The sequence below is a fragment of the Pseudomonas sp. 05N431 genome (assembly GCF_056397005.1).
The window spans coordinates 15953-29384 of record NZ_JBFTMN010000008.1; the positions used below are offsets into that span (position 1 = coordinate 15953).

The window sequence follows — 13432 nt, forward strand, 5'->3', positions numbered from 1 at the left end:
GCAGGAACCTTCAATCCGCTCCGGTTTACCGCTAGTCTGCGGACATCTGCAATGCCGACAACAGCACCTAAACAAGAGTTGGCTATGACTGACCTGTTCCGAATCCAAAGGCCATCCGGCGCGGCAATGCCTGTGCTGGAAGGGCGTTTTTACCGGCCCCCCTTGCCCGACAGCTATGTGCTGCGGCCTCGTCTGTGCGAGCGGCTGAGTGCCGGGTTGCAAGGGCGATTGCTGTTGGTCAGCGCGCCGGCGGGGTTCGGTAAAAGCTCATTGGCGGTGGAGTTCTGTCAGAGCCTGCCGGCGCATTGGCAAAGTCTCTGGCTGGGGTTGAGCCCACGCGACAATGACCCCGGACGCTTCCTCGAACGGCTGCTTGAAGGCCTGCAAAACTATTTTCCTCAGCTGGGCAGCCAGGCCCTTGGCCTGCTGAAAATGCGTCAACGCCATCAACCGTTCGCCTTCGAAGAATGGCTGGACGGGCTGCTCGATGAGCTGGCGACTCACCTGTCACCGAGTGCGCCGTTGCTGCTGGTTCTGGATGACTACCATCTGGCCCAGGGCCCGGTGCTCGATCGCTGCCTGCAATTTTTCCTCAATCATTTACCCGATGGCCTGTTGGTGCTGGTGACCAGTCGCCAGCGTCCCGACTGGCACCTGGCGCGTTTGCGCCTGTCGCGACAATTGCTTGAGTTGAGCGAACAGGACCTGCGCCTGACCCACGACGAGTCCCTGGCGCTGCTTGATCGACACAGCAGTTCATTGCGTGGCGAGGCGCTGGAGAGTCTGATCCAGCGCAGCGAGGGCTGGGTCGCGGGGCTGCGTTTCTGGTTGCTGGCCGCCTCTGAAGCGCGCCATGGCGGCGCGTTACCGCAGCCGCTGCACGGTGGCGAAGGCTTGATACGCGACTATTTGCTTGAAGAAGTCATCGACTGCCTGCCCGCTGAAGTGCAGTCGTTTCTATACGACACCGCACCGCAAGAGCGCTTCTGCAGCGAGCTCTGCGACGCCGTGCGCGAAGCCCATGACAGCGCCGAGATCCTGCGCTTTCTGCTGTCACATCAAGTGTTCCTGGTGCCGCTTGACGAGCACGGCCATTGGTACCGTTATCACCATCTGTTTTCCGATCTGTTGCGCAGCCGGCCGACCGCCAATGCCATGGTGCCCACCGCCAGCCTGCACCTGCGCGCCTGTCGCTGGTTCAATGCCCAGGGTTTGCTCGATGAAGCGGTGGAGCAGGCATTGCGCGCCGGACACCTGGATGTCGCGGCTAACCTGGTACAGAACCTTTCCGAAGAACAACTGCTGGCCGAACAGAACGTCGGCATGCTGCTGCGCTGGAAAATGGACTTGCCCGACAGCCTGCTGATCAGCACCCCGCGGCTGATCGTGTTGTACAGCTGGGCACTGGGGCTGGCCTGCCAACTCGATGCGGCTGAAGAGTTGGCCAGCCACTTGAGTCGCTTCCTGCCGGCACCGTCGGCCACCGCGCAGAAATCCATGCTGGCGCAGTGGCTGGCGCTCAGCGGGATCATCGCCCGTGGTCGCGGCCAGCGTGAACTGACGCTGCTGTATTGCACCGAAGCGCTGGAGAGCCTGCCGCACAAACGCTACGGGCAGCGCTTGATGTGCCTGTCGACCTTGTCCAACCTGGCGATCGCCGACGCGGATCTGTGGCGCGCCCGGGGCTTGAACCGTGAGTCGCTGGAACTGGCGCAACGGGTCGGTAACCCGCTGTTCGAGGCGCTGGCCCATTACGACCGCGCACGAGTGCTGCAAGCGCGTGGGGAAATTCTCCGTTCGCTGGATGAAGTGCATCAGGGCCAGCAACGTTTGCAGGGGCTTTCGTCGCAGCGGCTGTATGCGATTCGCGCACGCCTGACCTTGTACGAAGGTTTTCTGCTGACCCTACGCCTGCAGCCCGAAGCCGGGCTGGCGCGTTTGCGCACGGGATTGAACGAAGCACGGGCCTGCCGCGATATCAGCGTGCTGATCGGTCATTGTGTGATCGCCAAGCTTGAAGGCAGCAAAGGCGAGTTCGCCCGGGCGTTTGCCGAACTGGCCGAGGCCGAACGGCTGATGCACATCTGGGACGTGCCGCCGATTTACTACCTGGCGATGATCACGCTGGTGAAATGCGAGCTGTGGCTGGCTCAGGGCCGTACCGACCTGGCAGAAGCCTGGCTGGCGCGACTCGGTCAGACCTACAACGGCGAGCACGCCGCGGCGCCGCCGGAGTTTCATCCGCAAATGCCGCTGCACATCGAATTGCAGCAAGCGCTGCTGGAGTCCATCCAGGGGCAGCCGATGCTGGCTGAGGGGCGGTTGAATGTACTGCTGGAACATGGGCAGAAGACCGGAAGGCAGATGCTCTGCGTGATGGCATTGAGTCAGAAGGTGGCGCTGCTGCTGAACAATGGCCGTGAAGCTGAAGCGCGCCAAGCCTTGGGGCTGGCCTTCGAGGCGGCGGCCGGTGGCGTCCTGCAACCCTTTGACGGGTTACTACGCGAACGCCCGGACTGGTTGCGTGAGCAACTGGCGCAGTGTCCCGCCGGTGCGCTGCGTGAGAGTCTGCTCGAGCGCTTGCCTCAAGTCGCTGCCCGCGAGACGGTTGAGCCGCAGCACCCCGGTGAAGCCCTCAGCGTCCGTGAGCAGGCAGTCCTGCAATTGATCGCCCAAGGCTGCTCGAACCAGGAAATCAGCGATCAGCTGTTTATCTCGCTGCACACCGTCAAAACCCACGCCAGCCACATCAACAGCAAACTCGGTGTCGAACGCCGCACCCAAGCCGTGGCTCGGGCCAAGGAACTGGGCTTGTTGGCGTAACGTCCTGCAATCAGGGCCGGGCCTTGGCGGTCAGTTGCTCCCGGCAATAATCCGCAAACAACTGCGCCGGTTTGGTCAGTTGCCCGCGTTTGAGCCAGGCCGCCACCAGCCCCGAACCGGTCACCTCTTCGACAATGTCGACGCACACCACTTTCTGCCCGTCGTAGGTGCATTCCGAATGCGGTCGGGTAACCAGAATCGAAAAGCCGAAACCCTGGCCAACCATCCCGCGCACCATCTCGATCGACGGTGAGCTGAAGGCAATTCTGGGCGTCAATCCGAGTTCCTCAAACAAACTGACGAAGTAGGTTCGGCTCGGCTGCACGTCCAGCAGAATCATCGGTTCCAGGCACAGGTCGCGCAGGGACACTTGCGCTTGCTGGGCAAACCGATGATCGGCCGGCAGCAGCGCGTAAGGCCGTTGCGCCGGCATCAGCGGTTCGGTTTCGATGGTGGCGTCCAGGTCGTGCTCGTAAAGGATCGCCAGATCGAAAGCACCCGACGTTAAATTCTGTACCAGCTCTTGCTGTTCGCCGTCGCGGATGCGGATTTCCACCCCCGGATACAACGCCGAGAACCCGGCAATCAATTGCGGCAGGTACAACGGCGCGACCGTTTCAAAGCAGCCGATATCGATCTGCCCGGACACCACGTCGTTGTCGGCCAGGGCGTTCTGTTCGAACTCCTTGGCCATGCGCAGCAGCTCCTGAGCCTTGCGGTAGAAGCGTGCGCCGCTGGGTGTCAGGGAAACGCCCTGGGCGTGATGACGAATCAGCAACTGCACGCCAAAGCTGTTTTCCAGGCCCTTGATCGCCGTGGAAATCGACGGCTGGGCGATGTACAGCTTGCGTGACGCTTCGGCGACGCTGCCGCACTCGACGGTGGTGATGAAGTATTTCAATTGACGCAGATTGTAGGCAGCCACAGCAAACCTCGGGGTGGATGGATTCGACGCCAGTCTCGACCGTTGAACCCAAGCAATGTGCGCACCGCCCTTATCCACTGGGGCGACGGTCTTGTTGTGCTTGAACAATAACCACATGGCGCGCACGCGGGGAGTTTGGCTGCCCAGTTTTTTCATGGCCTGCGACCACATATTTACTATTTTTCCCCTGCAGCCGGCTAAGCCACCATCGATTGCACAATAAAAAGTCCAAGGAGCATCCGAACGTGTTCGAGCTTGAATATTGGCAAGGCCAGGCTGCCGCGCTGCAGTTTCGTACCCAGGCGTTGATTGATGGAAAACAGCGGTCGGCGCAGTCCGGGCAAACCTTTGCCGCAATCAACCCTGCCACGGGCACCGTGTTGGCCGAGGTGGCCGCGTGCGGCAGTGAAGATGTCGATGCAGCGGTGATCAGCGCGCGGCAGGCGTTTGAGTCGGGCGTCTGGTCGGCGCGCTCACCCAGTGAGCGCAAACAGGTGCTTCTGCGTTTGACTGAGTTGATCATGACCAATCGCGAAGAACTGGCGCTACTCGATTCGCTGAACATGGGCAAACCGGTGATGGACGCCTACACCATTGATGTGCCAGGCGCCGCCGGGGTGTTTCGCTGGTACGCCGAAAGCCTCGACAAACTCTACGACCAGATCGCCCCAAGTGCGCAGAACGTACTGGCGACCATCACCCGCGAGGCCCTTGGCGTGGTGGCCGCGGTGGTGCCGTGGAATTTTCCGCTGGACATGGCCGCATGGAAACTTGCACCGGCGCTGGCCGCAGGCAATTCGGTGATCCTCAAACCGGCCGAGCAATCGCCATTCTCCGCCTTGCGTCTGGGCGAGCTGGCGCTGGAAGCGGGTGTGCCGGCAGGCGTGCTGAACGTGCTGCCCGGCCTCGGTGAACAGGCCGGCAAGGCCTTGGGTTTGCACCCGGACATCGATTGCCTGGTGTTCACCGGATCCACCGAAGTCGGCAAATATTTCATGCAGTACTCGGCGCAGTCGAACCTGAAACAGGTGTGGCTGGAGTGCGGCGGCAAGAGTGCCAATCTGGTGTTCGCCGATTGTCAGGACCTCGACCTGGCAGCGCAGAAAGCCGCGTTCGGGATCTTCTTCAATCAGGGCGAGGTCTGCTCGGCCAACTCGCGGCTGCTGGTGGAGCGTTCGATTCATGACGAGTTCGTTGAGCGCCTCAAGGTTCAGGTCGAGCGCTGGCAGCCGGGTGATCCGCTGGACCCGTCGAGTACCGCAGGGGCGATAGTCGACAGCCGGCAAACGGCGCGGATCATGAAGTTCATCCAGCAGGCTGAGCGCAAGGGAGCCAAGCGTGTGTGCGGTGGTCAGCAGTCGATTTTCAACGGTTCGGACAACTTCATTCAGCCGACGATTTTTACCGGCGTGACGGCGGACATGCCGCTGTTTCGCGACGAAGTGTTTGGCCCGGTCTTGGCCGTCACGGCATTCGATGACGAAACCCACGCACTGCAACTGGCCAACGACAGCGTCTATGGATTAGCCGCGTCACTGTGGACCGACGACCTCAACCGCGCCCACCGCGTGGCGCGTCAATTGCGTGCCGGGACGGTGTCGGTCAACAGCGTCGATGCGCTCGACGTGACGGTGCCTTTTGGTGGCGGCAAGCAGTCCGGTTTTGGCCGTGACCTGTCGTTGCACTCATTCGATAAATACACCCAGTTGAAGACCACCTGGTTTCAACTGCGCTGACAATAAAAACGGAGAACTGGCGATGACCACCCCACGTGAAACCCGCGACTACCAGGCCGCCGATGCTGCGCACCACATCCACGCGTTCGTCGATCAGAAAGCCCTCAACGACGAAGGGCCACGGGTGATGGTCCGTGGCGACCGCCTGCATCTGTGGGACAACGACGGTCGGCGTTATCTGGATGGCATGTCCGGACTGTGGTGCACCAACCTCGGTTACGGGCGCAAGGATCTGGCGGCTGCGGCGAGCCAGCAACTGGAGCAGTTGCCTTACTACAACATGTTTTTCCACACCACCCACCCGCAGGTGATCGAGCTCTCCGAGCTGCTGTTCAGCCTGCTGCCGGGGCACTACAGCCACGCGATCTACACCAACTCCGGCTCCGAGGCCAACGAGGTGCTGATCCGCACGGTGCGGCGGTATTGGACAATCCTCGGCAAGCCCGAGAAGAAAGTCATGATCGGCCGCTGGAACGGTTACCACGGCTCGACCCTGGCCGCGACGGCGCTGGGCGGAATGAAATTCATGCACGAAATGGGCGGGATGATTCCGGACATCGCGCACATCGATGAGCCGTATTTCTTCGCCCATGAAGGCAACCTCACGCCGGCCGAATTTGGCCTGCGGGCGGCGCAGCAACTCGAAGAGAAGATTCTTGAACTGGGCGCCGACAAGGTTGCCGGGTTCATCGCCGAACCGTTCCAGGGCGCTGGCGGGATGATCTTTCCGCCAGAGAGTTACTGGCCGGAAATTCAGCGGATCTGCCGCAAGTACGACGTGCTGCTGTGCGCCGATGAAGTGATCGGCGGCTTCGGTCGCACCGGTGAATGGTTCGCCCACGAGCACTTCGGTTTCGAGCCCGACACCTTGTCTATCGCCAAGGGCCTGACCTCGGGCTACATCCCCATGGGCGGTCTGGTTCTGTCGAAAAAAATGGCCCAGGTACTGGTGGAGCAGGGCGGGGTATTCGCCCACGGCCTGACTTATTCCGGGCACCCTGTGGCGGCAGCGGTGGCGATTGCCAACCTCAAGGCTTTGCGTGATGAAGGCGTGGTCACGCGGGTCAAGGACGACATAGGCCCGTACCTGCAAAAGTGCCTGCGCGAAGTGTTCGGCAATCACCCGTTGGTCGGTGATATCCAGGGCGTGGGCATGGTCGCGGCCTTGCAGTTGGCCGAGGACAAAACCAGCCGCAAACGCTTCGCCAACGAGAACGACATCGCCTGGCGCTGCCGCACGATTGGCTTCGAAGAAGGGGTGATCATTCGCTCGACCTTGGGCCGAATGATCATGGCCCCGGCGTTGATTGCCACGCGTGAAGAAGTGGATGAACTGGTCGGCAAAACCTTGCGCGCAGTGGATCGTACGGCGCAGGAATACGACCGCCTCTGAGATTGCCGGAAGGTCCTGCGGACCTTATCGCGAGCAAGCTCGCTCCCACATTGGAACTGCGTCGACTTCGGTAATGGGGTCGACACAGAACCCCTGTGGGAGCGAGCTTGCTCGCGATAGCTATTGCCCATTCAACCCCTCTCCCACGCCTTGCACCCACCCCGCCCATGGCGCCCTTTGCTGTGCGCTCTACGGCCGGCTCTAATATTGCTGGAAGGTCCTGCGGACCTTATCGCGAGCAAGCTCGCTCCCACATTGGAACTGCGTCGACTTCGGTAATGGGGTCGACATAGAACCCCTGTGGGAGCGAGCTTGCTCGCGATAGCTATTGCCCATTCAACCCCTCTCCCACGCCTTGCACCCACCCCGGGCACCCCCGCCCACGGCGCCCTTTTGCAGTGCGCGCTACCGAGGTTTTTCTTCATTCGCGGCGACATATTTCCTCGTTTTCCTATGGTCGCCCTTGGGCCAACATCAACCTCGCCAGTCAGCCGAACGCTGACCACCTCAAGGTCCATTCAGAGACCGCTTGCTGTACCTGTTCGAGGCCACTGGCCGTACTGCCCCGCAAGACAAAACTAAATCAACAGCTGTGGGAGTGCTCCATGATCAAGTCCTTGCTAACCCGTTTCGCTCAGCCACTCGCGATCACCGCCATCGCTGCCGGGGTCGCCACCAGCGCCCAGGCCGGCACCCTGTCCATCGGCCACACCACGTGGGTCGGTTACGGCACCCTCTACCTCGCCCAGGACCTGGGCTACTTCAAGGAAAACGGCCTGACCGTCGAACTGCCAGTGGTAGAGGAAGCCTCGATGTACATGGCCGCCCAGGCCTCCGGCCAGTTGTCCGGCTCGGCCTCGACCATCGATGAAGTGCTCAAGTATCGCCCGCAGTTCTGCTTCAAAGCGGTAGCGGCTCTGGATGACAGCCATGGTGGCGACGGTGTGTTGGTGGGCAAGGACGTCATGAGCCTGCAAGAGCTCAAAGGCAAAGCCGTGGCGGTGAACGAAGGTTCGACCTCGCAGTTCTGGCTCTCTTACCTGCTGAAAAAGAACGGCATGAAAATGAGCGACATCACTGTGCAGAACATGACTGCCGACGATGCCGCCACCGCGTTCATCGCCGGTCGTGTGCCGGCCGCCGTGACCTGGGAACCCCATCTGTCGATGGTCCGTGACAAGAAACAAGGCAAGGTGCTGATTGACAGCAGCACCACCCCCGGCGTGATCGTCGACGTGGTGGCGCTCAACTGCAACGTCATCGAGAAACAACCGGAAGACGTCAAAGCCCTGGTCGCCGGTTTGTACAAAGCGGTGAAATACACCCAGGAGCATCCGGACGAGGCTTACGCGATCATGGCCAAAGGCGTCGGCGGTTACCTCGCCGATCCGAAGGAACTGGCCGCGGCCGCCAAAGGCGTGCGCTTCTACGATCAGGCCATGAGCGAAAAACTCCTTGGCTCGCCGGGCAAGCCGGGTGACAGCGCAGCGTTGATCAAAATCGCCAATGAAACCGCCAGCGAACTGCAAGGCAAGCCCTACAACGTCAGCCACGACGAACTGGTCGACAACCGCTTCGTCAGCCCACTGTAGGAGGTGGCCATGTTCAAGCGAAATTCATGGTTGAGCCGCTGCATCACGCCCAAGACCGGCTTGCCGGTCAAGGTGATCTGGAGCGCCAGCGGCCTGGCCTGGGTGCTGCTGGTCGGTCTCTGGGCCGGGTTGTCTTACGGCGGCGTGGTGCCGGGCATGTTCCTGCCGACACCCGGCGCGGTGCTTGATGCCGCCATACGCCTGGCGCGCGACGGCACACTCGGGGTCCACGTTTGGGCGAGCCTGGAAGTGGTGATGGTCGGCTTCGTCGTCTCGTCGCTGGTGGCGGTGCCGTTGGGGCTGCTGATGGGCAGCTTCCGCATCGTCCAGGCCTTCCTCGAGCCGATGGTCAACTTCATTCGCTACCTGCCGGTGACCTCCTTTGTGCCGCTGTTCATCCTGTGGATTGGCATCGGTCTGGAGCAGCGGGTCTCGGTGATCATCTTCGGGGTGTTCTTCCAGCAACTGGTGATGATTGCCGATGTCTCCAAAGGCATCTCCAAGGACCTGATCAACGCTTCGTACACCCTCGGTTCGAACCGCCGCGACGCGGTGCTGCATGTGATCGCCCCAGCCTCGTTGCCAGGTGTGCTCGACACCTTGCGCGTCACCATGGGCTGGGCCTGGACCTACCTGGTGGTCGCCGAACTGGTGGCCGCTTCCAGCGGCCTCGGCTACCTGAGCCTCAAAGCCATGCGCGGCTTTCAGGTGGATGTGATCTTTCTGGCGATCGCGATCATCGGCCTGCTGGGCCTGGTCACCGATCAACTGTTCCGTTTCCTTCGACTGAGGATCGCCGCATGGGCTCAGTAACCGCTGCCAATCATCGCTTCACCACACCCACTGCCGCCCCGGTGCACGCCGCGCCACGGCTGCAAGTGGACAAGGTCAGCCTGCGTTACCAGAAGCCTGACGGCGGGATCTTCACCGCGCTGGAAAAAGTTTCGTTCGAAGTGCCGGACCAGCAGTTCGCGGTGCTGGTCGGGCCTTCGGGCTGCGGTAAATCCAGCCTGCTGTACCTGACCGCCGGCCTGGCCGAACCCACCGAAGGCGAGATCTACGTCGGCGGCCAGCACGTCGAAGGCCCCGGCGCGGATCGCGGCATGGTCTTCCAGAGCTACACGCTGTTCCCCTGGCTGACCGTGCGGCAAAACGTCGAGTTCGGTCTCAAGCGTCGCGGCATGCCAGCGGCCCAGCGCAAGGAAATCGTCGACTACTACGTCAACGAAGTCGGCCTGGCCGGCTTCGCCGACAACTACGCCAAGCAACTCTCCGGCGGCATGATGCAGCGCGTGGCCATCGCCCGCGCCCTGGCCAACGACCCGCAAATCCTGCTGATGGACGAACCCTTCGGCGCCCTCGACAGCCAGACCCGCCTGCAAATGCAGCAACTGCTGCTGCGGGTCTGGGGCAACAGCAAGAAGACCGTGCTGTTCGTCACCCACGACATCGACGAAGCGATTCTGCTCGGCGACCGGGTCTATGTGATGGGCGCAAAGCCTGGGCGGATCAAACAGATTCTCGATGTGCCGATCGAACGACCCCGCACCCTGGACATGGTCATGGAGCGTTCGTTTATCGAGATGAAGCGGGAGATCTTCGGCTTGCTGCATGACGAGTTGGAGGAGGCGCATTAATCGACTGCCCGCCAGGTGCGAGCAAGGCGGGCCAGATGAGGGAGCTTGCGGCGGTGATGAGATTCGGCGCAACACACGACCCGTAGCAGCTGCCGAGCCCGCGAGGCTGCGTTCGGCCGCGAAGCGGTCGTAAAATCAGGCAACGCGTTCTCTTAGGTAAACCGCGTATGCAGGATTTGCGAGGACTTTGTCCTCGAACGCAGCCTCGCAGGCTCGGCAGCTGCTACAGATTGAGCTGCTACGGATTGAGCTGTTGCGGCGCCTGAACCGAAAAATTTAGGGTAACCGTGAAGCGGTTCTTCTTCGGCGCGACCTCGATGTGCCAGCCCAGTTTTGCGCAGAGCTGGCGCATCAGTTCGAGCCCGAGGCCGTAGCCGAAATCGGTAGATTCCTGATGCTGTGGGGTGTCGCGTATCCGGTTGACGATGCGCAGTTGCAACTGTTCGAAGGTAATCTCGACGCTGCCATCGTCGGCGTATTGCAGGGCGTTGCGCAGAAAGTTACCGACAACGATGCGGCACGCGGTCAGGGGCAGCCGGCAAGGTTCGTCGCTGATGCGCAGGATCAACTCGATATCGCGTTTGCCGATTAGGTAGCGATGTTCTTCTATCAGTTCATTGAGCAACAGGCGCATGTCGAGTGGTTCTTCCGGCAGCGCTTCCGGGCTCTCGCGGCTCATCCACAACAAGGTTTCGGCAATCCGCTGCATGTTCAGCACCGAGCGCTCGATCCGCTGCAAAGGCGGCGGCAGTTCGCCGCCGGACTGCACGGCGAGCAATTCCACATTGGCCTTGAGCACCGCCAGCGGCGTACGCAGTTCATGGCTGGTGTAGCGCAGCAGACGCTCTTCACGCAGGCTCGCGGCTTTAACCTGGTGCACGCTGTGGGCCAGTGAATCGGCCAGCACATTGAACTCGCGAAAGATGAAATGCGGTCGGCCATTCGGCGCCGCGCCAACGCTTTCCAGAGTGGTCGACCATTGCGTCAGCCGACCGAGCGGCCGGACCACCCACCACACCAGCAGGGCAATGATGATCAGCGCGGGAATAAACACCGCCAAACCGATCATGCTGATCATCGCCAACTCGTGTTCCAGGTAGGCATCGGACAACGGCGTCTCCACCACGCCGCCTTCTTCATGGTCGTGGTCGGTGTCGTACATATACAGCGTTTTACCGTCGTACAACGGGTGGATCAGGATAGCCGTGCCGTCATTATCGTCATCGGAATCGATGTCGCCGAAGAACTGCACGGCGCCAAACACCAGGCTCGGTTTGGTGTCGAGCAGGTCACGGACCTCTTTCGGCAGGGCCTCCTTACCGACAGCACTTTTCAGAAAGTAATTATCGGGCGGCGGGGTCGTCGGGTCCTGCTGGTAATGCCGGGCGAAGTACTGCGCTTCCTCTTCCATCATCGCGCTGGCGGTAAACAGCAACCCGCGCATGGTGTACACCGGCAGCAGCTGGTTATAGATGATCAGCACCACGGCAATGATCAACAGCAGGCTGCCGCTGATCACCCACTTCAGGCTCAGGCCTTTGCGCATGTCGCCCCCAGTTGAACGCCTATACCGGGCAAGGTGTGGATCAGCGCCACGTCGAAGTCTTTATCGACCGCCTTACGCAGACGGTGCATGTGCACCTTGAGCGTGTTGCTGTCCGGCAATTCGTCACCCCAGATCGCCGCTTCGAGACGCTCGCGATTGACGGTGGCGGGGCTGGCGCGCATCAGGCATTCGAGCAACGTCCAGCCGGTCGGTGACAGGTGCAGTTCCTGCCCGTTGCGACTGACCTTGCGCGTTGAAAGGTCCATGATCAGATCAGCGACTTGCAAGCGGCTGGCCTGACCACTGCGGCGCAGGCTCAGGGCACGAATCCGTGCAACCAGTTCAGGCAGCTCGAACGGCTTGACCAGATAATCGTCGGCCCCGACCGAGAAACTGGCGAGTTTGTCGGCCAGGGCATCCAGGGAGGTAAGCATCAGGATCGGCGTCTGATTGCCCTGTTCGCGCAGCTTTTTGCACACCTGCTGGCCGTCCAGGCGCGGCAGCATGATGTCCAGCAAGATCACGTCATAGTGCTGAGCGAGCGCCAGGTTCAAACCCATTTGCCCATCACTGGCGTGGTCGCAGACGATCCCGGTAATTTCCAGGTACTCGATGACAGTGTTCGCCAGGTCGATGTTGTCTTCGACCAACAACAGATGAATATGCACGCACAGACCCACGGTTTTTCACTAGTGGGGCAGAGGATAGCGGAGTTACCTTGCGTCGCGACAATGTTCACCTGACGTTAACCCGCTGCTCCTTATCGTGACGGCGTGTTTCAACAACAGGACCTCGACATGCAACCCGCAGGCTCGGAAAAGGAAAGCGACCACTACACCGCACAGTTTATTTTTTGCTTGCTGCTGGTGCTGGGCATCGCCATTGGCATGGCCATCTACATCTCCCAACTGAATGCCTGGATCGACAAGAGAAGAGCCTATTCAACCCCCCACTCGTTTGAGTGCGGCAGAGGGCAGGGCGTCTTCATCATCGACCCCAGCGGCAAACGCCGTGATTGCTATTTTGTTGAAGAGACCGAGGACGCTGAAGATCAATAGCGCCAAACGCCGGTGGCATCAGCCGGCGAAATTCAATCGCAAGAAACGTAGTTCTTGCGTTCGAACCCACAATTACTCTGAATACGTCCTCTGACACAGATGAACGATCGCCTTCAACGTCCAGCGACGTCTGAAGCCCCCGTCGGATCAAGGAGTCAACCATGTCGTACGTATTCAAACTGATGAAATCCCCCGTCGGCACCCTCACCCTGGTCGCCAAAGACAACAAACTCTGCGCGATCCTGTGGGAGAACGATAAGCCCGACCGGGTTCGCCTCGGCACGTTGCACGAAGATATCCACAGCCCGGTGTTGCTGGAGGCTGAGCGCCAACTCAATCAGCACTTTGCGGGAGAGCGTGATTGCTTTGAGCTGGAACTGGATTTTGCCGGGACGGAGTTTCAGCAAAAGGTTTGGCAGGCGTTGCTGACGATACCGTTTGGGGAGACGCGCAGTTATAGCCAGATTGCCCAGCAGATTGGTAATCCGAAGGCAGTTCGGGCGGTGGGGGCGGCGAATGGGAAGAATCCGATTTCGATTGTTGCGCCGTGCCATCGGGTGATTGGGGCTTCGGGGAGTTTGACCGGTTTTGCGGGTGGGTTGGGGGCGAAGCAGTTTTTGTTGGGGTTGGAGGGGAAGGAGACGTTGCAGTTGGCTTTTTGATGTGTTGTGGGGCCGCAGCCGATTATCGCGGGGCGACTTGGCTAATTGAATATCTCAAGG

12 protein-coding genes are annotated in these 13432 nt (G+C 60.7%); 8 read left to right on the top strand and 4 right to left on the bottom strand.

What is annotated here, in order from left to right; translation table 11 throughout:
- The first annotated feature begins 84 nt into the window (after positions 1-84).
- On the top strand, positions 85-2823 hold the full coding sequence (locus AC1DIG_RS15415) for a winged helix-turn-helix domain-containing protein (protein ID WP_477767989.1): 2739 nt from the start codon (positions 85-87) through the stop codon (positions 2821-2823).
- Between the two features lie 10 nt (positions 2824-2833).
- Here the strand turns inward: AC1DIG_RS15415 and AC1DIG_RS15420 are convergent, their stop codons facing one another.
- Positions 2834-3748 (bottom strand): LysR family transcriptional regulator, encoded by a 915-nt coding sequence (locus tag AC1DIG_RS15420; RefSeq protein ID WP_477767990.1) that lies wholly within the window; start codon positions 3746-3748, stop codon positions 2834-2836.
- Between the two features lie 245 nt (positions 3749-3993).
- Between AC1DIG_RS15420 and AC1DIG_RS15425 the strand changes: the two genes are divergently transcribed.
- From AC1DIG_RS15425 to AC1DIG_RS15445, 5 genes are all read left to right on the top strand, one after another.
- The gene (locus AC1DIG_RS15425; RefSeq protein WP_477767991.1) at positions 3994-5484 is read left to right on the top strand and encodes an aldehyde dehydrogenase; all 1491 of its coding nucleotides are present in this window, start codon (positions 3994-3996) and stop codon (positions 5482-5484) included.
- 22 nt (positions 5485-5506) lie between these two features.
- Positions 5507-6877, top strand: a complete 1371-nt coding sequence (locus AC1DIG_RS15430) for an aspartate aminotransferase family protein (RefSeq protein WP_477767992.1) — start codon at positions 5507-5509, stop codon at positions 6875-6877.
- Between the two features lie 605 nt (positions 6878-7482).
- Positions 7483-8469: an ABC transporter substrate-binding protein gene (locus tag AC1DIG_RS15435; RefSeq protein WP_477767993.1), complete on the top strand. Its 987-nt coding sequence runs from the start codon at positions 7483-7485 to the stop codon at positions 8467-8469.
- Between the two features lie 9 nt (positions 8470-8478).
- Positions 8479-9282 (top strand): ABC transporter permease, encoded by an 804-nt coding sequence (locus tag AC1DIG_RS15440; protein ID WP_477767994.1) that lies wholly within the window; start codon positions 8479-8481, stop codon positions 9280-9282.
- A complete protein-coding gene (locus AC1DIG_RS15445; RefSeq protein ID WP_477767995.1) occupies positions 9270-10106 on the top strand; it encodes an ABC transporter ATP-binding protein in 837 nt (278 codons plus the stop codon). Before AC1DIG_RS15440 ends, AC1DIG_RS15445 begins: the two co-directional genes overlap by 13 nt.
- 238 nt (positions 10107-10344) lie before the next feature.
- Here the strand turns inward: AC1DIG_RS15445 and AC1DIG_RS15450 are convergent, their stop codons facing one another.
- The gene (locus AC1DIG_RS15450) at positions 10345-11652 is read right to left on the bottom strand and encodes a sensor histidine kinase (RefSeq protein WP_477767996.1); all 1308 of its coding nucleotides are present in this window, start codon (positions 11650-11652) and stop codon (positions 10345-10347) included.
- Positions 11637-12320: a response regulator transcription factor gene (locus AC1DIG_RS15455; protein WP_477767997.1), complete on the bottom strand. Its 684-nt coding sequence runs from the start codon at positions 12318-12320 to the stop codon at positions 11637-11639. Before AC1DIG_RS15455 ends, AC1DIG_RS15450 begins: the two co-directional genes overlap by 16 nt.
- A gap of 129 nt (positions 12321-12449) precedes the next feature.
- Here AC1DIG_RS15455 and AC1DIG_RS15460 point away from each other — a divergent pair, with 129 nt between their 5' ends.
- The gene (locus tag AC1DIG_RS15460) at positions 12450-12710 is read left to right on the top strand and encodes a hypothetical protein (RefSeq protein WP_477767998.1); all 261 of its coding nucleotides are present in this window, start codon (positions 12450-12452) and stop codon (positions 12708-12710) included.
- Here the strand turns inward: AC1DIG_RS15460 and AC1DIG_RS15465 are convergent.
- Positions 12640-12873, bottom strand: coding sequence for a hypothetical protein (locus tag AC1DIG_RS15465; RefSeq protein ID WP_477768134.1), 234 nt, complete (start codon positions 12871-12873; stop codon positions 12640-12642). The genes AC1DIG_RS15460 and AC1DIG_RS15465 overlap by 71 nt on opposite strands.
- On the opposite strand from AC1DIG_RS15465, the gene AC1DIG_RS15470 reads away from it, so the two are divergent.
- Positions 12872-13372, top strand: a complete 501-nt coding sequence (locus AC1DIG_RS15470; protein WP_477767999.1) for a methylated-DNA--[protein]-cysteine S-methyltransferase — start codon at positions 12872-12874, stop codon at positions 13370-13372. The two genes, AC1DIG_RS15465 and AC1DIG_RS15470, sit on opposite strands and share 2 nt — an antisense overlap.
- Positions 13373-13432 lie beyond the last annotated feature (60 nt).